The organism is Paramesorhizobium deserti, from assembly GCF_001558695.1.
GTDB lineage: Bacteria > Pseudomonadota > Alphaproteobacteria > Rhizobiales > Rhizobiaceae > Paramesorhizobium > Paramesorhizobium deserti.
The window spans coordinates 402,971-425,270 of the sequence record NZ_LNTU01000034.1 but is presented as its reverse complement, the minus strand read 5'-3'; the positions used below and the strand labels follow the sequence as shown (position 1 = coordinate 425,270).

At 62.7% G+C, this 22,300-nt stretch carries 17 protein-coding genes; 8 read left to right on the top strand and 9 right to left on the bottom strand.

The annotated features are described in order from the left end of the window. Nucleotides 1–81 precede the first annotated feature (81 nt). On the top strand, nucleotides 82–912 hold the full coding sequence (locus ATN84_RS18270; protein ID WP_068883275.1) for a lytic murein transglycosylase: 831 nt from the start codon (nucleotides 82–84) through the stop codon (nucleotides 910–912). Nucleotides 913–953: 41 nt separating this feature from the next. On the opposite strand, the gene ATN84_RS18265 is transcribed toward ATN84_RS18270, so the two are convergent. From ATN84_RS18265 to ATN84_RS18255, 3 genes are read right to left on the bottom strand one after another with little or no spacing between them, the layout of a single operon-like run. Beyond that, on the bottom strand, nucleotides 954–1,613 hold the full coding sequence (locus tag ATN84_RS18265) for a carbonic anhydrase (RefSeq protein ID WP_068883273.1): 660 nt from the start codon (nucleotides 1,611–1,613) through the stop codon (nucleotides 954–956). 52 nt (nucleotides 1,614–1,665) lie between these two features. Beyond that, a complete protein-coding gene (gene pdxY / locus ATN84_RS18260) occupies nucleotides 1,666–2,550 on the bottom strand; it encodes a pyridoxal kinase PdxY (RefSeq protein WP_068883271.1) in 885 nt (294 codons plus the stop codon). 54 nt (nucleotides 2,551–2,604) lie between these two features. Continuing rightward, a complete protein-coding gene (locus ATN84_RS18255; protein ID WP_068883590.1) occupies nucleotides 2,605–2,862 on the bottom strand; it encodes a hypothetical protein in 258 nt (85 codons plus the stop codon). 212 nt (nucleotides 2,863–3,074) lie between these two features. Between ATN84_RS18255 and ATN84_RS18250 the strand changes: the two genes are divergently transcribed. The 5 genes from ATN84_RS18250 (at nucleotide 3,075) to ATN84_RS18230 (ending at nucleotide 11,712) form a co-directional block, all read left to right on the top strand. Then, a complete protein-coding gene (locus ATN84_RS18250; RefSeq protein ID WP_068883269.1) occupies nucleotides 3,075–3,698 on the top strand; it encodes a LemA family protein in 624 nt (207 codons plus the stop codon). A gap of 89 nt (nucleotides 3,699–3,787) precedes the next feature. Beyond that, nucleotides 3,788–4,588, top strand: a complete 801-nt coding sequence (locus tag ATN84_RS18245; RefSeq protein ID WP_068883588.1) for a TPM domain-containing protein — start codon at nucleotides 3,788–3,790, stop codon at nucleotides 4,586–4,588. A gap of 15 nt (nucleotides 4,589–4,603) precedes the next feature. Further along, nucleotides 4,604–5,239 (top strand): TPM domain-containing protein, encoded by a 636-nt coding sequence (locus ATN84_RS18240; RefSeq protein ID WP_244491120.1) that lies wholly within the window; start codon nucleotides 4,604–4,606, stop codon nucleotides 5,237–5,239. Nucleotides 5,240–5,443: 204 nt separating this feature from the next. Then, a complete protein-coding gene (locus ATN84_RS18235; protein ID WP_068883586.1) occupies nucleotides 5,444–10,249 on the top strand; it encodes an NAD-glutamate dehydrogenase in 4,806 nt (1,601 codons plus the stop codon). Between the two features lie 98 nt (nucleotides 10,250–10,347). After that, complete coding sequence (locus ATN84_RS18230; RefSeq protein ID WP_068883265.1) at nucleotides 10,348–11,712, top strand: MFS transporter; 1,365 nt, start codon at nucleotides 10,348–10,350, stop codon at nucleotides 11,710–11,712. 98 nt (nucleotides 11,713–11,810) lie between these two features. Here ATN84_RS18230 and purH read toward each other — a convergent pair whose 3' ends face one another. The 4 genes from purH to htpX all read right to left on the bottom strand — a co-directional run bounded on the left by purH (nucleotide 11,811) and on the right by htpX (nucleotide 17,939). Then, a complete protein-coding gene (purH, locus tag ATN84_RS18225; protein WP_068883262.1) occupies nucleotides 11,811–13,427 on the bottom strand; it encodes a bifunctional phosphoribosylaminoimidazolecarboxamide formyltransferase/IMP cyclohydrolase in 1,617 nt (538 codons plus the stop codon). Between the two features lie 266 nt (nucleotides 13,428–13,693). Further along, nucleotides 13,694–15,409, bottom strand: coding sequence for a heparinase II/III family protein (locus ATN84_RS18220; RefSeq protein WP_068883260.1), 1,716 nt, complete (start codon nucleotides 15,407–15,409; stop codon nucleotides 13,694–13,696). 155 nt (nucleotides 15,410–15,564) lie between these two features. Continuing rightward, entirely contained in the window at nucleotides 15,565–16,941 is a 1,377-nt protein-coding gene (locus ATN84_RS18215; RefSeq protein ID WP_082766357.1) for an RsmB/NOP family class I SAM-dependent RNA methyltransferase, read from the bottom strand. Continuing rightward, a complete protein-coding gene (gene htpX, locus ATN84_RS18210; protein WP_068883256.1) occupies nucleotides 16,938–17,939 on the bottom strand; it encodes a zinc metalloprotease HtpX in 1,002 nt (333 codons plus the stop codon). Before htpX ends, ATN84_RS18215 begins: the two co-directional genes overlap by 4 nt. A gap of 149 nt (nucleotides 17,940–18,088) precedes the next feature. Here htpX and ATN84_RS18205 point away from each other — a divergent pair, with 149 nt between their 5' ends. Continuing rightward, on the top strand, nucleotides 18,089–18,310 hold the full coding sequence (locus ATN84_RS18205; protein ID WP_153020298.1) for a DUF1674 domain-containing protein: 222 nt from the start codon (nucleotides 18,089–18,091) through the stop codon (nucleotides 18,308–18,310). Between the two features lie 291 nt (nucleotides 18,311–18,601). Here the strand turns inward: ATN84_RS18205 and ATN84_RS18200 are convergent, their stop codons facing one another. Then, a complete protein-coding gene (locus tag ATN84_RS18200) occupies nucleotides 18,602–19,171 on the bottom strand; it encodes a DUF4865 family protein (RefSeq protein WP_068883582.1) in 570 nt (189 codons plus the stop codon). A gap of 94 nt (nucleotides 19,172–19,265) precedes the next feature. Between ATN84_RS18200 and ATN84_RS18195 the strand changes: the two genes are divergently transcribed. Beyond that, complete coding sequence (locus ATN84_RS18195) at nucleotides 19,266–20,129, top strand: LysR family transcriptional regulator (protein ID WP_068883254.1); 864 nt, start codon at nucleotides 19,266–19,268, stop codon at nucleotides 20,127–20,129. A 68-nt stretch (nucleotides 20,130–20,197) separates the two neighbouring features. Here the strand turns inward: ATN84_RS18195 and acs are convergent, their stop codons facing one another. Further along, the gene (gene acs / locus ATN84_RS18190; protein ID WP_068883252.1) at nucleotides 20,198–22,150 is read right to left on the bottom strand and encodes an acetate--CoA ligase; all 1,953 of its coding nucleotides are present in this window, start codon (nucleotides 22,148–22,150) and stop codon (nucleotides 20,198–20,200) included. Nucleotides 22,151–22,300: the final 150 nt, after the last annotated feature.

Here is a 22,300-nt window from a genome sequence, read left to right as displayed (position 1 = left end):
AACCTGGTTCGGCACCGGTGACAATTCCCGGGATGAATGGCAAATTCGCGTCGAGGTCGAATCACTCCAAAGGAGAATAGGATGGCATTGCTTGCCAAAAGTCGGTCGAAAATGGCCGCAGCAACCATATTCCTCGCAGCGGGCATATTGGCCGGTGCCGGCAGCGCCCAGGCCGCCTCATGCGGCAACAATGCCGCCGGCTACAACGCATGGCTGCAGCAGTTCAAGCAGGAGGCTGCGGCGCGGGGCGTCGGCCGACGGGCTTTGAGCGCCCTCGACAAGACCCAGTACGCCACCAAGACGATCTATGCCGACCGCAACCAGAAGAGCTTCAAGCTTTCGCTTGATCAGTTCATGAAGAAGCGCGGTGGACAGACGATCATCAGCCGCGGCAAATCATTGAAAAAGCAGAATGCCAAGCTTTTCGCCAATCTGGAGAGGCGCTACGGCGTGCCGGCCGGACCGCTGATCGCGATCTGGGGCATGGAGACGGGCTTCGGCGCCTATATGGGCAATCAGCACACGCTTTCCGCCGTTGCGACGCTTGCCTATGACTGCCGTCGCTCGGCCTATTTCACCGATCAGCTCTACGCCGCGCTCAAGCTCATCGACAGGGGCGATCTGAGCCCCGATGCGATCGGCGCCGCCCATGGCGAGATCGGCCAGACGCAGTTCCTGCCGCTCAACGTGCTGAGATACGGCGTCGACGGCGATGGCAACGGACATATCGACATGGCTCGCTCCAAGGCGGACGCCCTTGCTTCGACGGCGAATTTCCTGCGTGGCCATGGCTGGCAGCCGGGTGGCGGCTATCAGCCCGGACAGGGCAATTTCGGCGCTCTTCAGGGCTGGAACGCCGCCGGCGTCTATCAGCAGGCGATCGCCATCATCGGCAAGGAGATCGATGGCTGAGTTTTACCGGGCGCTGCGCGTGAACGGCGTGGCGCCCATTCCTATTCGGCAGGCGGGCGGATGAAATCGCCCGTCTTGCGGTCCATCACCCACAATTCGCCCGTGGAAATGTCGAACCACGCGCCATGCAGGCTGAGGCGACCCTTCTTCTCCAGAATGTCGACGCAGGGAAAACTGCGCAGATTGGCGATCGAGTAGCGGATGGAGATGCGCTCCAGCGCTGTCTGCCGTTCGCCAGACGTCATCAGGCTGTTGGTGACGACGGTCTCGGCCGCGGGAGCGACAAGGCTCATCCATTTGCCGATGAAATCGCCGGGCGAGAGCGGGGCGCTTTCGAGATCAAGCGCCGCCTTGATGCCGCCGCAGCGGCCATGGCCCAGAACGACGATATGCTTGACCTTCAGGCTCTGCACCGCGAATTCGAGCGCCGCCGAAGTGGAGTGATATTCACCGTCCGGCTCATAGGGCGGCACCAGATTGGCGACATTGCGCACGACGAAGATCTCGCCGGGATGGGTGTCGAAGATGATTTCCGGCGCCGCACGCGAATCGCAGCAGGCGATGACCATGGTTTCCGGCGTCTGTCCCCGTTCGGCCAACTCCCTGTAGCGTAGGGACTCGTTGGTGAAACGACCGGACATGAAGTTGCGGTAACCGGCGAGAAGCGCATCGGGAAGATTCTTATCAGGAAGATCGCTCATGCTCGTGGCATAGCTCCGCTCAAGAAGAAGATCAATCGTCTAGAAACAGCTATCACACCCTCAGCCCCTTGGTCGGATGCATGAGCCTGCGGATCTGCACCATGGCCATCGGTGTCGACAGGCTCGATGCATCAGCTTCCAGCATCAGTTCGTCGGCGCCGCGCTTGGCGGCGCGGGCCATGATCTCGAAAACCGCCGCAGTCGTTCCCTGCAAGATCTTTTCCGGCGGTTGGCCAGCCATGGTGCGGGCAAGAAAGATCGCGGAGGTCAGATCGCCCAGGCCGTTCGTCGGTCCGTCGACGTGGCGGTGTTCGGCCATTATCGCCAATGTCGGCGTCAACAGGATATTGCCGGTGCTGCCGGCCATCATCGGGACGGCCGATGTGACGAGCATGGTGGCGGGGCCGGCTTCAAGGGCTGCTTCCATGATCGCCCTGTTGTCTTCCAGCGGTACGCCGGTCAGCCAGGAGAGCTCGAAGCGATTAGGCGCGGCGATATCGGCAAGCGGCATCAACTGGTCGCGGATGGCGATTGCCGTCGCTTCGGGGACATAAAGCCCCTTTTCGTCGCCGATGACGGGATCGCAGAGATAACAGGCGCGCGGGTTCCTTGCCTTGACGGCCTTGACGAGCCTCGCAATGCTTGCGGCCTGCAAAGCTTGGCCGAGATAGCCTGATAGCACCGCGCCGACTTCGCCCAGCCAGGGCGCCCGCTCCAGATCGGCGATGAGATCGTCGAATTGCTGTTCCTCGGGAATGATGCGCTTGGCAGGACCGTGGCCCGGGTGCCATGGCAGGATCACCGTCGGCACCGCCCATACGGGATGGCCGAGCGTTTCCAGCGCGAAAACGGCGGCGCGGTTGCCCACCGAACCGCGCACGACATGGCTGGAGATCACGATGACGGCGTTTGCGTCTGACGCTTCGGAATGGTTCATCAACTGGTGCTCGCAGGAGGTATCAGGGCGTCTTGGAAGATAGGGTGCGGCATCTCAAGCCGTTCCAGCAATATAGACCAGAAGCCAGATGATTGCAGCCGCCATCAGAAGCAGGGCGAGGGCGCGTCCTATGCGGGTGCCCCATAATTCGATGCTGTCGGCGTGATCGGCATCGGCAGCGGACAAATGCTTCTTCGTCCGCTCGACGCCGCGCGCAACCATGCCGTGATCGGCTGTCGATTCGCGGCCGACCCTGTCCAGGATGCGCCGGGATTCCGTTTCCCTGTTGTCGCTCTTCCGGTTTCCCACCATTGCCGTATTTTCTCCCACAGGATTCTGATTCTCGTTTAATGCTTTGATTGATTTCATCATGCGGCTTTTCCATTCACAGAGCAAATGGCAGGGCAAGTTCTTGGCTGTTTTCTTTATCCGCGAATATGATTACTCTCGCACTACTGTGCTGGGGATGGCACTGCCAGTTGTCTCAATGGGCCATATCAGGGGGCCGTTATCGGGAGATATGCATGACCGCTGTTACCAATCTGCGGCTTTCCGGCCGCCGTCTCTTTGCTGCGCTTTTTCTCGCCATGCTGGCGCCGCTTCTCTCAGGATGCGGCTTCAACACCATCCCAACTCAGGAGGAGCAGGTCAAGGCCGCCTGGAGCGAGGTGCTCAACCAGTATCAGCGCCGCACGGACCTCATTCCCAATTTGGTGGAAACGGTCAAGGGCTATGCAGCGCATGAGAAGGATACGCTGACTGACGTGGTCGAGGCGCGCGCCAAGGCGACGCAGGTGCAGGTGACGCCCGATATGCTCAACAATCCGGAGCTGTTCAAGCAGTTCCAGCAGAATCAGGCCAATCTGAGTGGCGCCCTGTCGCGGCTGCTCGCGGTGGTCGAGAATTATCCCGATCTGAAGGCGAATCAGAATTTCCTGGCGCTTCAGTCGCAGCTCGAGGGCACGGAAAACCGCATCGCGATCGCGCGGCGCGACTATATCGAGGCGGTCCGCGTCTACAACACCTCGCTGCAGACCCTGCCGACGATGCTGTGGCGGCTCATCTGGTTCCGCGACAAGCAGCCGATGCCGACCTTCACCATCAGTGAACAGGCCCAAGAGGCGCCGAAGGTAAACTTCAACAACTGACGGGTATCGCTGCCGTGACATTGACCCCAGGGATGCCGATCGGCCGGGGCGCCGCCCAATGGCTCCGCCTGGCGACGGGCATCGTGATGATGCTCGTCGCCTTCATCGCCGTCGCGGCGGCGGATGCGCCGCTGCCTGCGCTGACCGGACGCGTCGTCGATGACGCGAACATCATCGATCCGCAGACGCGGGCCGCACTCGATGACAAGCTCGCCGCCTTCGAGGCGAAATCGTCGGATCAGGTGGTGGTCGTCACGGTGCCGAGCCTTGGCGGCGAGGACATCGAATCCTATTCGAACAGGCTGTTCCGCAGCTGGGCCCTTGGCCAGAAGAAAGAGAATAACGGTGTCCTCCTCGTGGTCGCGCCGAACGACCGCAAGGTGCGCATCGAGGTCGGCTACGGCCTCGAGGGCACGCTGACCGACGCACTCTCCAGCGTCATCATCAGGACGGCAGTCATTCCGGCCTTCCGGCAGGGCGACTATGCCGGCGGCATCTCCAAGGGCGTCGACGGCATATTGGCCGTCCTGGCTGGCGACGCGGCGGATTTCGAAGCGCGGGCGCAGCGCAATGCGCAGGCGCAGTCTTCCGGCTCGGGGATCGACTGGATTTCGGTGATCTTCCTCACCTTCTGGGGCATCATCTTCTTCGGTGGTTTCGGCTTTGCGCTGCTGGCGCCGATCTTCGGCCGCAAGATCGGGCCGGGACGATACGAATGGCTTGGCATGCAGAGCGGCCCTCGTTCGGGCGGCTCGATGGGCGGATTGGGCGGTGGCGGCATCTGGATCGGCGGCGGTGGCTTCGGTGGTGGTGGCGGCTGGTCAGGCGGCGGTGGATTTTCCGGCGGCGGTGGCTCGTCGGGCGGCGGCGGCGCTTCGGGAAGCTGGTAGGAGAGGGGAATTTTCGTGCAGCAATTTCTTGGTGCCGACGATCACGCCCGCATCGCGGAAGCTATCCGCATCGCGGAGGAAAAGACGGATGGAGAGATCTATGCCGTCCTGGCGCGCCGCAGCGATGATTATTTCTTCGCAGCCGGTTTCGTCGCCGCCTGCGGCGTGATCATCGCGGCAATCATCGCGGCTCTCCTGGCGCATTGGTACTGGTTCGACATTTCCCTGCCGGTCTTCGGCCTCGCCATTCTGGCAGGCTTCATTTCCGTCGTGCTCGTGCTCTGGCTGGCGCCGTCGGTCCGTATCATGCTGGTGCCGCACCGCATCCGCTACCGCCGCGCTCATCTCAATGCGGTCCAGCAGTTTCTGGCACGCAACGTCCACATCACCTCGGAGCGCACCGGCGTTCTCCTGTTCGTCTCGCTTGCCGAACACTATGCCGAGGTGGTGGCCGATGCGGGCATCAATGCCAAGGTCGAGCAGGAGGAGTGGAACGGCATCGTCGCCACCCTCACCGACCACGCCTCGCGCCAGGCGGTGGCCGACGGATACGTGGCCGCGATCGGCAAGGCCGGCGAGCTGCTGGCCCGGCATTTCCCGCCCACGGACGGCAAGCCCAACGAGCTCAGCGATCATCTGGTCGAATTGTGAGGGCGGATCGCCCGAAATGACGAAATTGCAGCTCGAATGCGATAATTCGCCTGTTCCGCACGTAATTTTCTCCCTTGGCGGATGTTTTTTGCCGCATTTTATCGCTTTGTCATGGCAAATTCACTCTGCGAAGGCAGTTTGTGGTCGCAAATGGAAGCCTATCTGATAGGTTGCCGAAAATTTCTTTCCCACGGGAGTATGGAAGTGTCAGCCAGGCAGGAACGGGAAGTCGGGGCAGTCAGGACCAAATCGAGCAAAAAGGAGGGATTGAAGGATTTCGCAGCCCTGCTTTTCGAATGGGCCCCGCCGGAAGATCTGGCCGAATATGACACCGCAGCCCTGGAGGAATCGGCCCGGTTGGCCTTGGTGGAACTCTCCAGGCACCGCGACGGGAAGAGCGTCGTTTCCGTCAACGGCAAGAACGATGTGCTTCGCGCCGGACGGCCGGTGACGATCGTTACGCTGATCAACGACAACATGCCCTTCCTGCTCGATTCGGTATTGGGCGAAATCAATCAGCGGACCAGCACCATCTATCTGGTGCTGCATCCCGTGCTCGACGTGATGCATGGCGAAAACGGCGTCGTCGTTCATGGCGAGGCGTCCGCCGGCCACGAACCTGCGGGGACAAACCGGGTCAGCGTCATGCAGATCCACCTGCCGATGCTCGACAAGGCGGCGCGCGAGGAGCTGGCTTCGTCCCTGAAGACGGTGCTCGGCCAGGTGCGTGCGGCCGTTCGGGACTGGAAGCCGATGCTGGCGCGTCTCGACGAGGCGATCGAGGCCTATAAGACCAATCCCCCGCCCGGAAAGAAGAAGAATGTAGCGGAAGCCATTGAATTCCTCGAATGGCTGCGCGACGACAATTTCACATTCCTCGGCATGCGGGAATATGACTACAGGCGCAAGGGCAAGAAGCGCGAGCTCGTCCATGCCGACAAGCCGCAATTGGGCATACTGAGCGATCCCGCGGTGCGCGTGCTGCGCCGCGGCGAGACCGGCACGACGGCGACGAGCGAGACGCTAGCCTTCCTCGAGGGACCGGAGGCGCTGATCGTCACCAAGGCGAATACCCGCTCAAGGGTGCACCGGCGCGGTTATCTCGACTATGTCGGGATCAAGCAGTTCAATGATAAGGGCGAGGTCGTGGGCGAATTGCGGTTCGTCGGCCTCTTTACCTCTACCGCCTATACGCGCTCCGTCCTCAAGATCCCTTTCCTGCGCCCGAAGGTGGACGCGGTCATCAAGCGGCTGGGGTTCAACCCGCAGGACCATTCCGGCAAGGCGCTGATCAATGTGCTGGAAGACTATCCCCGCGATGAACTCTTTCAGGTCGATGTCAACACGCTGGGGGCCAATGCGGAAAACATCCTTGCGCTGGGCGAGCGTCCGCGCGTGCGTGCCTTGCCGCGCGTCGATCCGTTCGGGCGCTTCGTTTCCGTCCTGGTCTATGTGCCGCGCGACCGCTATGATTCGATCGTCCGCGAGAAGATCAGCCAATATCTGATGCGCGTCTATAACGGGCAGAGCATCGATTTCCAGCCCTCTTTCCCCGAGGGAACGCTGACGCGTGTTCATTTCATCATCCGCCGCGACGAGGGCGCCGTGCCGGAGGTTCCGCGCGAAACGTTGGAGGCGGAAATCCGCGCCATTGTGCGCACCTGGGAGGATGCGGTCCAGGAGGCGGCGGAAAGCTTCGCCGGTCTGCCTATCGTCGGCGATGTCAATATCGCTGCGCTGGCGTCGGGCTTTCCCGATTCCTATCGCGAGAGTTTCACTCCTGATGAAGCGCTGGTCGATGCCGAGCGCATTGCAGCGCTCTCGACGGAAAATCCGCTTTATGTCGATTTCTACAAGCATCATGCCGATGGGCCGGACGCGGCATCGCTGAAAATCTATCACTACGGTGCGGCGGTAGCGCTGTCGCGGCGCGTGCCGCTGCTTGAGAATATGGGCTTCCGGGTCATCAGCGAGCAGACCTTCGAGCTTCCGGGCGCCGACGGGACGAAGGTGCATGTGCACGACATGCAGCTCGTCAATGCCTTCGGCGTCCCCGTGGATCTGGGCGATGACGGCGCGCTGCTCGAGGAGGCGTTCCGCTCGGTATGGGACGGTGCATCCGACAATGACGGCTACAACGCGCTGGTGCAGACGGCGCGGCTTTCGGCACGCGAGATCATGATCCTGCGCGCCTATGGCCGTTATCTGCAGCAGGCGGGGATCGCCTATTCGCAGGGCTTCATCGCCGCCGCGCTCAATCGTTATCCCGATATCGCGCGCAATCTCCACAGCCTGTTCGATCTCAGGTTCAACCCGGCGCGCGCTGGCGAGGACGTCAAGGCCGGTGCGGAAAAGAGTATCCGCGACGCCATCGACAAGGAGCTGCAATCGGTCCCGAGCCTCGACGACGATCAGATCGTGCGCCGCTTCCTCAATCTGATCGAGGCGACGCTGCGCACCAATGTCTTTGCGCCCGAGGCGGACGGCTCGCCGCGGGTGACTTTTGCCTTTAAGCTCAATCCGCGTGTGGTGGAGGGTTTGCCGGAGCCGCGCCCCTATCGCGAGATATTCGTTTACGGGCCGGAGGTCGAGGGCGTGCATCTGCGCTTTGGTCCGGTGGCGCGCGGCGGTATTCGCTGGTCGGATCGCGCGCAGGATTACCGCACGGAAGTGCTGGGTCTCGTCAAGGCACAGCAGGTCAAGAACGCGGTGATCGTGCCGGTCGGCGCGAAGGGCGGCTTCTATCCGAAGCACCTGCCGACGGGCGGCGACCGCAACGCCTTCTTCGAGGCAGGGCGCCAAGCCTATATCATTTTCATCTCGACGCTTCTTTCCGTCACCGACAATATCCATGGCGATCATGTGGTGCCGCCGCAGAACGTGATACGGCATGATACGGACGATCCTTATTTCGTCGTTGCCGCCGACAAAGGCACCGCGACATTCTCCGACACGGCGAACGCCATCAGCCAGTCCCATGATTTCTGGCTCGACGATGCCTTCGCCTCCGGCGGTTCGGCGGGTTACGACCACAAGAAGATGGGCATCACCGCGCGCGGCGCGTGGGAGGCGGTGAAGCGGCATTTCCGCGAGATGGACACAGATATCCAGACGACGCCGTTCACGGTCGTCGGCGTGGGCGACATGTCGGGCGACGTCTTCGGCAACGGCATGCTGCTTTCCAGCCAGACGAAGCTCATCGCCGCCTTCGACCATCGCGACATCTTCATCGATCCGGATCCCGACCCGGCGGTCGCCATCGCCGAGCGGCAGCGTCTGTTCGATCTGCCGCGCTCGAGCTGGCAGGATTATGACCGCTCGAAGCTGTCGGCGGGCGGCGGCGTCTATTCGCGCTCGCAGAAGACGATCACGCTATCGCCGCAGGCCGCGCAGGCGCTCGGCCTTGCCGGCAAAACGACAATGACGCCGCTGGAGCTCATCAATGCGATCCTGAAGGCGCCGGTCGATCTCCTGTGGTTCGGCGGCATCGGCACCTATGTGCGCGCCAGCACCGAAAGCGACGCGCAGGTGGGCGACCGCGCCAATGACGCAATCCGCATCACGGGAAGCGAGGTGCGGGCCAAGGTGATCGGCGAGGGCGCCAATCTCGGCGTCACCCAGCGCGGCCGCATCGAGTTCAGCCTGGCCGGCGGCCGGTGCAACTCCGATGCGATCGACAATTCGGCAGGCGTCAACACTTCCGACGTCGAGGTCAATATCAAGATCGCGCTTGCCGCGGCGATGCGCTCGGGCAAATTGCAGCGTCCGGCGCGCAACAAGCTGCTTGCGGCGATGACCGACGAGGTTGCGGCGCTGGTGCTGCGCAACAATTACCTGCAGACGCTGGCGATCTCGCTGGTGGAGCGGCGCGGGCTTGCCGACCTGCCCTATCAGGCGCGGTTCATGGCGGATCTCGAAAGGCAGAAGCTGCTCGACCGCAAGGTCGAGACCCTGCCCGACGACCAGGCGCTGGGCGAGAGGGAAGCGCGCGGGCTGGCGCTCACCCGTCCGGAGCTCGCCGTCCTGCTCGCCTATGCCAAACTGGTGCTGGTAGACCAGATCGTCAAAAGCGATCTGCCGGATGATTCCTATTTCCAGCCGGAACTCTTCGGTTATTTCCCGAAGCGTATGACCAAGACCTATGCGCCGGAGATAGAGGGCCACCGGCTGCGGCGCGAGATCATCGCCACGCTTCTCGGCAATGATGCGATCAACCGCGGCGGGCCGACCTTCGTCAACCGGCTGCAGGACATGACGGGCAAGGCGCCGGCGGAAATCCTGCGCGCCTATGTGGCGGTGCGCGACGGCTTCGAGCTGGACAGCCTGTTCGACGCCATCGACAAGCTCGACAACAAGGTGCCAGGTTCGGTGCAGAACGAGTTCTATGCCGAGGTCTCGCGCATGCTGCACTGGACGACCGCCTGGGTGCTGCGCAATGACACCTCCAATGCCACGCTCGCTGAATTCGTCGAGGCGATCTGCAATGCCCGCCGCGTGCTCGAGCCGCGTCTCGGCAAGCTGATGCCGGAGTTCATGGCGGGCGTCATCGCCGACGATACGGCGCGCTTTACGGAAAAGGGAGCGCCTGCCGATCTCGCCGCCCGGCTTGCGCGGCTGCAGATCGCGTCCGTCGTGCCGGATATCGCGCTCATCGCCTATCGCTCGAAGTCGGATCTCATCGCGGCGGCGAAGGCCTATTTCACCATCACCGAAGCCTTCCGCATCGCCCGGATCGAGGAGGCGGCGCGTGCCATTCCCATCACCGACTATTATGACGGGATGGCGCTGGCCCGGGCCAACGACACGATCGCCCAGGCGACGCGGGCGATCACCATCGCGGCGCTGACGCGCTTCGGCGAAGAAAAGAACCCGGCGGCGATTTGGCTCGACAGCGGCAGCATGCAGGTCGAGGCGATACGCCAGCGCATGACCGTGCTGGCGGAAGGCGGCGACCTCACCGTTTCGCGGCTTGCGGTGGCGGCTGGATTGATGTCTGATCTGGCGGGGTAATTTGGCAGGTTCCTGTTTAACGGAATCACGAGGCGCGCCCCTCTGTCCCGTCAACGTACTCGCAAGAGGGAAGGGGAGCCGTGGCTATCACCGAAACAATGCACGCGCCGGCGACAAGGCGCGGCATATGGGGCTGGATGCTGTTCGACTGGGCAGCCCAACCCTTCTTCACCGTCGTCACCACATTCATCTTCGGGCCCTATTTCATCTCGCGGATGGCTGCCGATCCGGCGGTGGGCCAAGCCGCATGGGGATATGCCGTTGCGGCAGCGGGTTTCGTCATCGCCCTTCTTTCGCCCGTTCTAGGCTCCATCGCTGATCAGACCGGCGTTCGCAAGCCGTGGATCGGCTTCTTCGCGGTGATCAAGATCGTCAGTCTGTCGCTTCTGTGGTTCGCCGCGCCCGGCTCCAGCCTCTTCTGGGTTCTGGCCGCCTTTTCCATGGCTTCCGTGGCGGCGGAGTTTTCCATCGTCTTCAACGATTCCATGATGCCGCGGCTCGTCTCGAAGGATGAGATCGGCCGCATCTCCAACATCGCCTGGGGGCTCGGCTATCTCGGCGGCATGATCGTGCTGATCTTCATCGTGGCTTTCCTTGCCGCCTCGCCACAGACGGGAAAGACGCTGTTCGGCCTCGATCCGCTGTTCGGCCTCGATCCGGCGAAGGGAGAGGATGCGCGGGTGGCAGGGCCGATCTCCGCGCTCTGGTATTTCGTCTTCATCCTGCCGATGTTCCTGTTCACGCCGGATGGCGAGAAGGGGTTGCCGCTCCGTGCAGCCGTGAGGCGGGGCTTGAGCGAGCTCAAGGCGACGCTCGGGGAAGTGCGGCAGCGGGCCGGCATTTTTCGGTTTCTCATCGCCCGGATGATCTATCAGGATGGCGTCAATGCGCTCTTGGCGCTGGGCGGCGGGTTTGCCGCCGCGATGTTCGGCTGGTCGATCACCGAGATCGGGCTTTTCGGGATCATCCTCAATGTCGTGGCGATCTTCGGATGCCTGGCGGCAAGCCGAATGGACACGCTTTTCGGCTCGAAGGCGGTGGTGATCCTGTCGCTGGTGCTGCTCTTCATCGCGACCGTCGGCATCGTCTCCACCGGGACGGACTATACATTGTTCGGTGCTTTGCGCTTTTCCAGCGAGGACAACGGCGGATTGTTCGCCACATCAGCCGAGAAAGCCTATCTGGTCTTCGGCATCCTGATCGGCATCGCCTTCGGCCCGGTGCAGGCCTCGTCGCGCTCCTATCTGGCGCGCAGCGTCAGCGCCGAGGAGGCGGGGCGCTATTTCGGCATCTATGCGCTCGCCGGGAGGGCGACGAGCTTCGTCGCGCCCTTCCTGGTGGCGAGCGTGACGGCATTGAGCGGTTCGCCGCGCCTCGGCATGGCGGTGCTGATCGCCTTCTTCCTCGCCGGACTGGCGATCCTTGCGGGAACGCCCTATCCGGCGGTGGAGAGGGAGACGTGATAATGGGCCAGTTCTGGTTCTGAGGGAGCCAGAAAACACCCCCTCTGCCCGGCAGGGCAGAGGGGGTATTGTCCCGCCGAGTTTTCCGCTGAATAATCTTAATGCCGGAAATGCCGCATGCCGGTGAAGACCATGGCGATGCCATGCTCGTCGGCTGCGGCGATCACCGCATCGTCGCGCATAGAACCGCCCGGCTGGATGACGGCGGTAGCGCCGGCTTCGATGGCTGACAGAAGCCCATCGGCGAAGGGAAAGAAGGCGTCGGAGGCGACGACCGAGCCCTTGGTCAGCGGCTCGGCATTGCTGGCGGCCTCGGCCGCATCCAGTGCCTTGCGCGCGGCGATGCGGGAGGAGTCTACCCGGCTCATCTGGCCCGCGCCAATGCCGGCGGTGGCGCTATCCTTGACATAGACAATGGCGTTCGACTTCACGTGCTTGGCAACGCGGAAGGCGAATTTCAGATCGGCCATCTCCTTTTCCGTCGGCGCGCGCTTCGTCACTACCTTGAGGTCGAGATCGTCGACGACGCCATTGTCGCGCGACTGCACCAGAAGCCCGCCTGCCACCGTCTTGGCGGCGATGCCGGGTGCCCGCGGATCGGGCAGGCCGCCGGTAACGAGCAGTCGCAAATTCTTCTTGGCGGCGATGATGGCCTGGGCCTCCTCGGTCGCATCGGGCGCGATGATGACCTCGGTGAAGATCTTGACGATCTCTTCGGCTGCTCCCGCATCGAGCGTGCGGTTCAGCGCGACGATGCCGCCAAAGGCGGAGACGGGGTCGCAGGCGAGCGCCTTCAGATAGGCGTCCTTCAGCGTCACGCCTTCCGCCACGCCGCAGGGATTGGCATGCTTGATGATGGCGACGGCGGCGGTGCGCGCCGGGTCGAACTCGGCAACCAACTCGAAGGCGGCGTCGGTGTCGTTGATGTTGTTATAGGAAAGCTGCTTGCCCTGAAGCTGCGTCGCAGTGGCAACCCCCGGCCGCTTCTCGCCGGTCAAGTAGAAGCCCGCCGACTGGTGCGGGTTCTCGCCATAGCGCATCACCGAATGGAGCTTTCCGGCAACGGCGCGCCAGGTGGGCGCTTCCGTCTTCGTGGTCTCGGCGAACCAGCCTGAAATCGCAGCGTCATAGGCGGCAGTGCGGGCAAAGGCCTTGGCGGCAAGCTTCTGGCGGAACGCATAGGGCAGGGCGCCGTCATGCCCGTCGAGCTCGCTCAGCACTTCGTTGTAATCGTCCGGGTCGGTGACGATCGCGACATAGGCGTGGTTCTTGGCCGAGGCACGGATCATCGCTGGACCGCCGATATCGATATTCTCGACCGTCGTCGCATAATCCGCGCCCTGATAGCGCACCTCCTCGAAGGGGTAGAGATTGATGACGACCAGATCGATGCCCTCGATGCCATGGGCCTCCATCGCCTGCGCATGTTCGGGGTCGTCACGCACGGCAAGCAGGCCGCCATGGACGGCGGGATGCAGGGTCTTGACCCGGCCATCCATGATCTCGGGAAAGCCGGTGATGTCGGAGACGTCGCGCACGGGGATGCCCTCGGCGGCGATCGCCTTTGCCGTGCCGCCGGTGGAGACGAGCTCGACGCCATGGCTTGCCAGCGCTTTCGCGAAATCGGTCAGACCGGTCTTGTCGGATACGGACAGGAGCGCCCGGCGCACACGGGTGAGATCGGGAGCGGGAATGTGCTTGGAGGTGACAGCCATGGAAAGTCTCTTCGTCGGATGGGAGGATTGAGCGCGGGTTAGCATAGGCTTGCGCGGAATCCTACCGTGGATGGAAGATTTCCGGCTAATTAGAGCAATGCCCGTTTGATGAAATCGCCTTAACCGAACCTTATTTTGCACCGTTGTGATAATGGAAAGGTCGAGGCATGGATCCCAGTGCTTGTCACCGGGATCCATGCCTCAACTGTGCCGCAGCCACTCTCCAGCAAAATGAAACGTCATCGTTTCCATCTAAGCATGAGTGTCTAAACGTAACTTCCCAGCGCGATGCGGGTGAGGCGCCAGTTAACCTCCGGCAGCTCGGATGCCGGGAAGGAGAGCACGATCTGCTTCGTCTTCACCGGGCCGTGGAAGCCCGCGAAGAAGATCGAATCCTCCAGCTGCGGCGGTGCCTCGACGCAGGAGAAGGCCCATGTGTCGTCACGTTCGGCGCGCAGCACCAGAAGACCGTCCTCGTCGAAGGCGATGTCCACGGCGGGATGAATGTGGAACCGGATGGTGATGTTGTCGCGCCCGTTGGCGCGTGGCGCCTTGCCATTGGCCGCCAGGAAACGGTCCCGGCCCTCGATGACGCTGCCATTGTGCGAAAGCACGATGGAACGCTCGTGATGGATGCCGAACAGCCTGGCATAACCGTCATGGCGGGCGACGAAGCCCTGTTCGTCCATGCCCTCGATGCGCTTGATCTGCACCTTGGTCGGTCCGGCAATGATCGGCGTACCGAGCATGTTGGAAAGACCGGTGCTGAGGCTGAACCGGCATGAGGAGGTGTCGTTGACCGTTGCCGTGGAATGGGCGGCTGTGGAGCGCCCAAGCGGGCGGAACTCGGGCGGGCCATAGCGGTCGATGCCGGCGTTGACGATATAACGCTGCCTGCCCGACGACATCTCGAAGGCGAGACATCCGGCATGGGCATCGCGCGAGGCGGTGACCGGCGGCGGCAGGCCGGTATCGGCGATGATGGTGGTCGAGCCCATGGAGAGCCGCTCATAGCCCGAATGCGGCGCGTGAGTTAGCGGCGAACCCGCCGTCTCGTCATGGCGCAAGACGGCGATGATGCGTTCGGGCAATGTCGGGCCGACGCCGTTGAAAAGCGCGAGACTCCCGTCGTGGTGGCGGAAAAAGCGTAGCGCCGGCAGCATGCGCTCAACGGCTTCGATCAGCGCCTTGGGCGGGGCTTCCGCACCATTGGCATAGGTCTGGCGCAGCGGCAAGAGATCGGCCAGCAACTCCAGAATGGTCATCGGGTTGCGCGAGATATGGCCGCCGTCGGCCAAGATCTGACGGATCAGCTCATGCTCCAGATGACGCCGCGCCGCGCGGGCGGTGGTGGGCGAAACGGGAAGCGCCAGCGAGGCGAAGGCAAGCGCGATGCGCGCCCTGAGCTTCTCCTCGCCATCGTCCATGACCGCCGCCACGGTTCTGAGATAGCGCACCTGAAAAGCAAGTGAACGCATGAATTTGCGGTAGGCGGAGAGTTCGGCGCCGGCGAGGATGAGGTTCGAATGCTGCAGCCAGGCGATGATGCGCTGTGCCGTGACGTCGGGCGCCCAGGCGGGGCCGCCCATGCGCCTTCCGTGCAGCGTGATCCAATCCTCGACTAGGGCGCGGGCGTTGGCCGTGGCAAGCTCGCTGCCGGCGGCGCGCAGATGGCGCAGCCAGCTGAAATTGTGAAGCGCTGCTTCCCATGCCTCGCTCGGCGGCTCGACGGCGAAGGGGGAGCGTCCGCCCGTCTCAACCGTGCGGCCGGCCAGTGAAAAGCGGCCGTGATAGAATTCCTGGGCAAGCTGTGGATCGGCGACGCGCAGATCAGGCGGCGCAATCAGCACGCGGTCGGGCGTGAAGCCGGTGAAGCGCCAGCGAAAAAGCGGGCCCATGCGCAGACGTCGGCGCATCCGCCGCCACATTTGCGCGGCGGCCAGTCCCCACAGATGCGGCGTTTCGCTCAGCGCGACCGTCACGCGTTTTTTCTCCTTGTCCCGCCGCAGGGTGTTTCCGTTCGATTTGGCAAATATTCCGGTTCTTGCGGCAAATTATGGTTCGCTAATAGTAAAGCTTGCGTTAACCATGTTCGCCGAAAGAAGGCGGAATTGAAAAATACAAATTAATCCAGCACTTATGCAGAAGTACGGCGAAATCTTGCCGCGAAGAAACCATCCATGCCCGCCAGCCGGGGATCAGGATTCGGAAAGTCCTGGGGCGTCGACCGCAGGAAGCCTTCCGGCGTGATCAAGCCGTGCAAGCCTGGAAACTCCTCCTCGGCAACAGGAAACGCCTGAAGCGCGGGATTTGCAAGAGCCGATCGTGCGACGGCTTCGCCTTCCGAGGGATCAAGCGAGCAATTGGAAAAAACGATGATGCCGCCAGGCCTCACCAGCTCCACCGTGCGCGCCAGGAACTGCGCCTGAAGGGCGGCAAGCTTGGCGATGTCCTCGGGCGATTTCGTCCATGGCACGTCGGGATGGCGGCGCACCGTGCCGGTCGAGGAGCATGGCGCATCGAGCAGCACGGCATCGAATTTCTCTTCCGGCTGGTACTGCATCAGATTGGCCTCGACCGTATGGGCCTTGAGCTTCAGCCGCTCGAGATTGGCGTTGAGACGGGCGAGGCGATTGGCGGAAATCTCGACCGCGGTGACGTCCGCTCCAGCCAGCGCGAGCTGCGCCGTCTTGCCGCCCGGTGCCGCGCAGAGATCGGCAACGCGCTTGCCGGCGATGTCGCCGAAGAGGCGGGCCGGCAGGCTGGCGGCGGCATCCTGCACCCACCATTCGCCTTCGGCAAAGCCGGGAAGTTCGGTCAGGGGACCTTCCAGCCTGGCAAGCCGCACCGTTCCGTTCGGCAGCACGATGCCGCCGAGGCGCTCCGCCCAGCCCTGTGGATCGCTTTTGACCGTGAGATCGACCGGTGGCTCGACCGCATGCATCGCCAGGATGGCGGCAGCCTTTTCCGCGCCGTAAGCCTCCACGAGCGTTTCGGCGAACCATGCGGGCGCGTTGGGGGTGGAGGTGGAGAGCTTGTCCTTGTCACGCGAGAGGCGGCGCAGCACCGCATTGACCAGTCCGGCATAGCGGCGGTTGCGCGGATCGTCATTGGCGGCAGTCACGGCCAGATCGACCGCGGAATGGTCGGGAATATCGAGATAGAGGATCTGTGCGGCGGCGACATGCAGCAGCGCCTTCAGTGCCACCGCGTTCTCCGGCAAAGGCCGGTCGAGCAATTGCGCCAGAAGCGCGTCGATGGTGCCGCGGTTGCGCAAGGCCGCTCCAAGGATCGCGCGCACCAGCGCGCGGTCGCGATCGTCAAGCGCCAGATAGTGCGGATGGCCGTGCTGATTGTCGGTTAGTCCGTCGAGCGAGGTCTTCTTCTCGATGACGGCGCCGAGGAGCCTTACGGCGCACTGGCGCGCGGCGAGGCCCGGCCTCTCGGCGGCTTCAGGCGGATTTCGTTTTCCTGCATGCTTCTTCGCGCGGAAAGCAGCCTTTCCGCCGCTCACGACCAGGGGCCTTTCGGCGGCCGGGCATCGTGATCGTCGTCAGGGCTTCCCCAGGGCTGGAGCGGCGAGGGGCCACCGGTCCTGAGAGGCGAGCGGGAGGTTGGGGACGTGGGCGCGCCGCCCGGAACGGAACCAAAGTCCGAACCGGCCTGGCCCATCTCGACGGCCATTGCCTGCAGGGCGGCGATGCGGTTCTCCGTGTCGGGGTGGGTGGAGAACAGATTGTCCGCGCCGCGGCCGCTCAAGGGATTGATGATGAACATATGGGCGGTAGCGGGATTGTGCTCCGCCTCCTCGTTGGGGATATTATGGGCGCCGCTGGCGATCTTGCGCAACGCCGAGGCGAGCCAGAGCGGATTGCCGCAGATCTCCGCGCCGCGCCGGTCGGCCGAATATTCCCGCGTGCGGCTGATGGCCATCTGCACGAGCATAGCCGCAAAGGGCGCGACCAGCATGGCGATCAGCACGCCGATGAAACCGAAGGGATTGTTGTTGTCGCGGTTGCCACCGAAGAAGAAGGCGAAATTGCCGAGCATGGAGATCGCGCCGGCGAGCGTCGCGGTGATCGTCATGGTCAGTGTGTCGCGGTTCTGGACGTGGGCGAGCTCGTGGGCCATCACGCCGGCGATCTCCTGCGGCGTCAGGCGGTCAAGCAGCCCGGTCGTGGCGGCCACGGCGGCGTTTTCCGGGTTGCGCCCGGTGGCAAAGGCATTGGGCTGCGGATTGTCGATCACATAGATTTTGGGCATCGGCAGGCCGGCGCGCTGCGCGAGCTCACGCACGATGCGGTAATATTCGGGGGCGGTGCGCTCGTTCGCCTCGTGGGCGTTATACATGCGCAGCACCATCTTGTCGGAATTCCAGTAGCTGAAGACGTTCATTGCAGCGGCGATGACGAGGGCGATCATCATGCCGCCGCCGCCACCGATCAGATAACCGATGCTCATGAACATCGCCGTCATGAAGGCGATCAGCATGGCAGTACGCATCATGTTCATCGTATAGTCTCCGTTGCGGGCAAAAGGCCTTGAGCCGTGATTTGCCTCGAATGGCTGTGCTTGCCTATATCATGGTGTCGAAGCCGCCAAGCTTCAATGAGTCCCAGTTTGGGCGAGGATCAGAAATGAGCGAGAAAAAAGGTTCCGATATGTCGGAAGAGAAGGTGGTCGACGTGGAAAACGAGGCCTCCCGCCGGGCTTTTGAAGAGCTGCCGCCGGTGGCTCAGCGGGCGCTGAAAGAGGCGGAAGAGCGGCGGCGGATGGCGGAAGCGCGGGAGAAGTCCGAACCGCGCGAGATCGGCGGACGCGGCGGCAAGGATCCGGCGCGCTTCGGCGATTGGGAGATCAAGGGAAGGGCGATCGATTTTTAAAACCGCCGCGACGCTGGAAACACGCTGAGTACAAAAGGCAAGGGCCACTCCTCAAGGAGTGGCCCCGCAATTCCGTCCGTTACGCAGCCTTTGCTTGCCGGACAGGCCGGCTGAAGCTGCAGCGTCATGCGATCAACGGAGAGGCTGCTCTCCGATCAGGCAATCCGCTCGGGCCTCGCAACGGAAAACGAAATCACTCGACATCGGATCACCTCCTTTCGTTTGTTGAACACCGGCACAAGGTGGGGGCTTTCTGCCCATTGTGCAAGGGGAAAATTATCAGGCGCGCCATCAGGCAGCGGCGAGGAGCATCGGCAGGCCCGGCTTGGCGAGATGCAGGACTTCATAGGCCGAGCCTATTTCCGGGGTCTGCGCCTTCTCCGCGCTGAGCAGGAAACGCGACAGCCGCCATGTCGAAAGGTCGAGCGCGGTTACCGCCGCCAGCGTGCCGGCATGCCGGGCGAGAATATTGTTGCGGGCCGTCTCGCGATGCTTGAGCTCGCTAAGATCGGTGCCCACATCGAGGTCTTCGCGATAGACGGAACGGGCAGTCTCAGCCTGCCCGAGATGGATGTCCAGGGGTATCCAGGTCTCGATGCGGGGACGGCCGAAGCCGTCGATAACGGCCCGGAACCGGTCGCCGGTGATGAAGTCGGTGACCGCCTCGTCGTCGAGCCAGAGATAGAGCGAGGAATAGGCGTTGTTCTTCGCCCCGTTGGCGCCGCGCTCCTGCGCGATGAAGGCCTTGAAGCCCAGTCCCGGCGTTCCGTCCCATTGCGGCCCGAGGGCGGTGGCGCGCGTCCTGATGCGGTTCATGTCGTAATCGGCGGGCAGGCGGTGGGTGTATTGCTTCATGAACATGGCGATCTCCGTCCATTTCTGACCGGATGAGGCTTGCCAGATTTCCATGATCATGAAAACATATGCATGGATATATCTGTCATAACAGATTAAAATGAACGAAGCGGTAAAAGCACTTGATCTCGACACGGTACGGGCTTTTGTCCTAATCGCCGATCTCGGCAGCTTCACGCGCGCCGCTGAGGTGATGGAGACCTCGCAGGCGGCGATAAGCCTCAAGCTCAAACGTCTGGAAGACAGGCTCGGCTGCCGTCTCATCGAGCGGACGCCGCGGCATGTGCGGCTGTCGGGAGAAGGCAACCGCTTCCTGCCGGGGGCACGCGATCTGCTGATGGCGCATGAACTGGCCTTGTCCGGCATCGGCGCCTTGCCCCGCCGAAGGCTGGCGCTCGGTATCAGCGACCATGTGGCCGGGCCGGAACTGCCGCAATTGCTCAGTCGGCTCAATGCCTATGACCCTTCTCTGGTGATCGAGGTCAGGATTGCGGCGTCCCGCCTTCTCATGGAGCGCTTCGATCATAACGAGTTCGACGCGGTGATCATCCGGCGGGGCGAGGAGCAGGTGGACGGCAAACGGCTGTTCGCCGAGCAGTTCTGCTGGTTTGCCGCGCCGTCCTTTCAATACCGGGCGGGCGAGCCGCTTAAGCTTGCCACCCTCGCGGCCCCATGCGGGATCCGCGCGGTGGCGATTGATACGCTCGAACAGGCGAACATTCCGTGGACGGAAGCCTTTGTCGGCGGCGGCGTGCTGGCGCTCGGCGCCGCGGTCAATGCCGGTCTTGCCGTTGCCGCCCTGGCGCGGCGCGTGGCGCCGGCCGGTGCAATCGATGTGGGTGAGCGCTTCGGGCTGCCGCCCTTGCCGGCGCTGGACATCGTCCTTCTTTCACGCGAAACCGACCAGCGTTCGCGCGAGATGCTGAGGGTGCTCGCTGCGGCGATGAAGGGATTAGGGGAATAGGGGAGTAAGTGAGTAGGGGAATATGTTGGAGCAAAACTTACTTCCTTATTCCCCTACTCCCCTCGAAATTACGCCTGCTTGTTCTGCCGGTTTGCGATCAGGCCGTCGACAACGCCGGGATCGGCGAGCGTCGAGGTATCGCCGAGCGAGCCGAAATCATCCTCCGCGATCTTGCGCAGGATGCGGCGCATGATCTTGCCCGAGCGCGTCTTTGGCAGGCCCGGCGCGAACTGGATCTTGTCAGGCGTGGCGATGGGGCCGATCTCCTTGCGCACATGGGCGACAAGCTCCTTGCGCAGATCGTCGTTTTCCTCGCTCCCCGACATCAGCGTGACATAGCAATAGATGCCCTGTCCCTTGATGTTGTGGGGATAGCCGACCACGGCCGCCTCGGAGACGAGATGATGTGCGACCAGCGCCGATTCCACTTCCGCCGTTCCGAGCCGATGGCCGGACACGTTGAGGACGTCGTCGACGCGCCCGGTGATCCAGTAATAGCCGTCCTCGTCGCGGCGGCAGCCGTCGCCGGTGAAATATTTGCCCTTATAGGTCGAGAAATAGGTCTCGACGAAGCGCTTGTGATCACCATAGACGGTACGCATCTGGCCCGGCCAGCTGTCTGCGATGCAGAGATTGCCGTCCGCCGGTCCCTCCAGCACCTTGCCTTCGGTATCGAACAGTTGCGGCTGGACGCCGAAGAAGGGGCGCGTCGCGGAACCCGGCTTGAGCTTTGTCGCACCGGGCAGCGGGGTGATCATGATGCCGCCGGTCTCCGTCTGCCACCAGGTATCGACGATGGCGCAGCGATTGTCGCCGACGGTGTGATAATACCATTCCCAGGCTTCCGGATTGATCGGCTCGCCGACGGAGCCGAGCAGGCGCAGCGATTTGCGCGAAGAGCGCTTGACGAAGTCATCGCCGGCGCCCATCAGGGCGCGGATCGCGGTCGGCGCCGTGTAGAAGATATTGACCTTGTGCTTGTCGACCACCTCCCAGAAGCGGCCCGCATCGGGAAAGTTCGGCACGCCCTCGAACATCAGCGTCGTCGCGCCGTTGGCGAGCGGGCCATAGACGATATAGGAGTGGCCCGTCACCCAGCCGACATCGGCGGTGCACCAGTAGATGTCGCCGTCGTGGTAATCGAAGACATATTGATGCGTCATCGAGGCGTAGACGAGATAGCCGCCTGTCGTGTGCAGCACGCCTTTCGGCTTGCCGGTCGAACCTGACGTGTAAAGGATGAACAGCGGATCCTCCGCCTTCATCTTGGCCGGCGGGCATTCCGCTTCCACGGAGGCGATTTCCTGATGATACCAGAGATCGCGGCCCGAGGCCCAAGCGATCTTGCCGCCCGTGCGGCGCACGACCAGCACGTTCTTGACCAGAAGCCCCTGCCTGGCCGCGATGTCGATCGCGGTGTCGGTGTTCTCCTTCAGCGGGATCGGTTTGCCGCCACGCACGCCCTCATCGGCGGTGATGACGAAGGTCGATTCGCAGTCGACGAGACGTCCGGCCAGCGCTTCAGGCGAAAAGCCGCCGAAAACGACCGAATGGATGGCGCCGATACGCGCGCAGGCGAGCATCGCATAGGCGGCTTCCGGGATCATCGGCATGTAGATGGTGACGCGGTCGCCCTTCTTGACGCCGCGCTTTTTCAGCACGTTGGCGAGGCGGCAGACCTGTTCGTAAAGCTCGCTATATGTGATCTTCTTATCGATATAGGGGTTGTCGCCTTCCCAGATGATCGCCACCTGGTCGCCACGCTTCTTCAGGTGACGATCGATGCAATTATAGGTGACGTTGGTCACCCCGTCCTCGAACCATTTGATCGAAACCTTGCCGGTGAAGGAGGTGTTCTTCACCTTGGTATAAGGTTTGAACCAGTCGATACGCTTGCCGTGCTTGTCCCAGAAAGCTTCCGGATCGCGGATGCTTTTCTTGTACCATTTGAGATACGTCTCCTCGTCGATCAGCGCGTTCTTTTTCGCGCTGGACAGCACGGGATAAATCTTCTCCGACATGAAACTCCTCCGAATTGGGCCGGCGTGCCTCCGCACCGGCTGCAGTAGGGCTGTTCTAGCAACTGCACGCGCGGTTCGTAAATTAGACAAATGACTGGGGCGGAAGATCAAAGTGACGCAGCATCTGTACCTGGCTGTCAGCACTCGAAG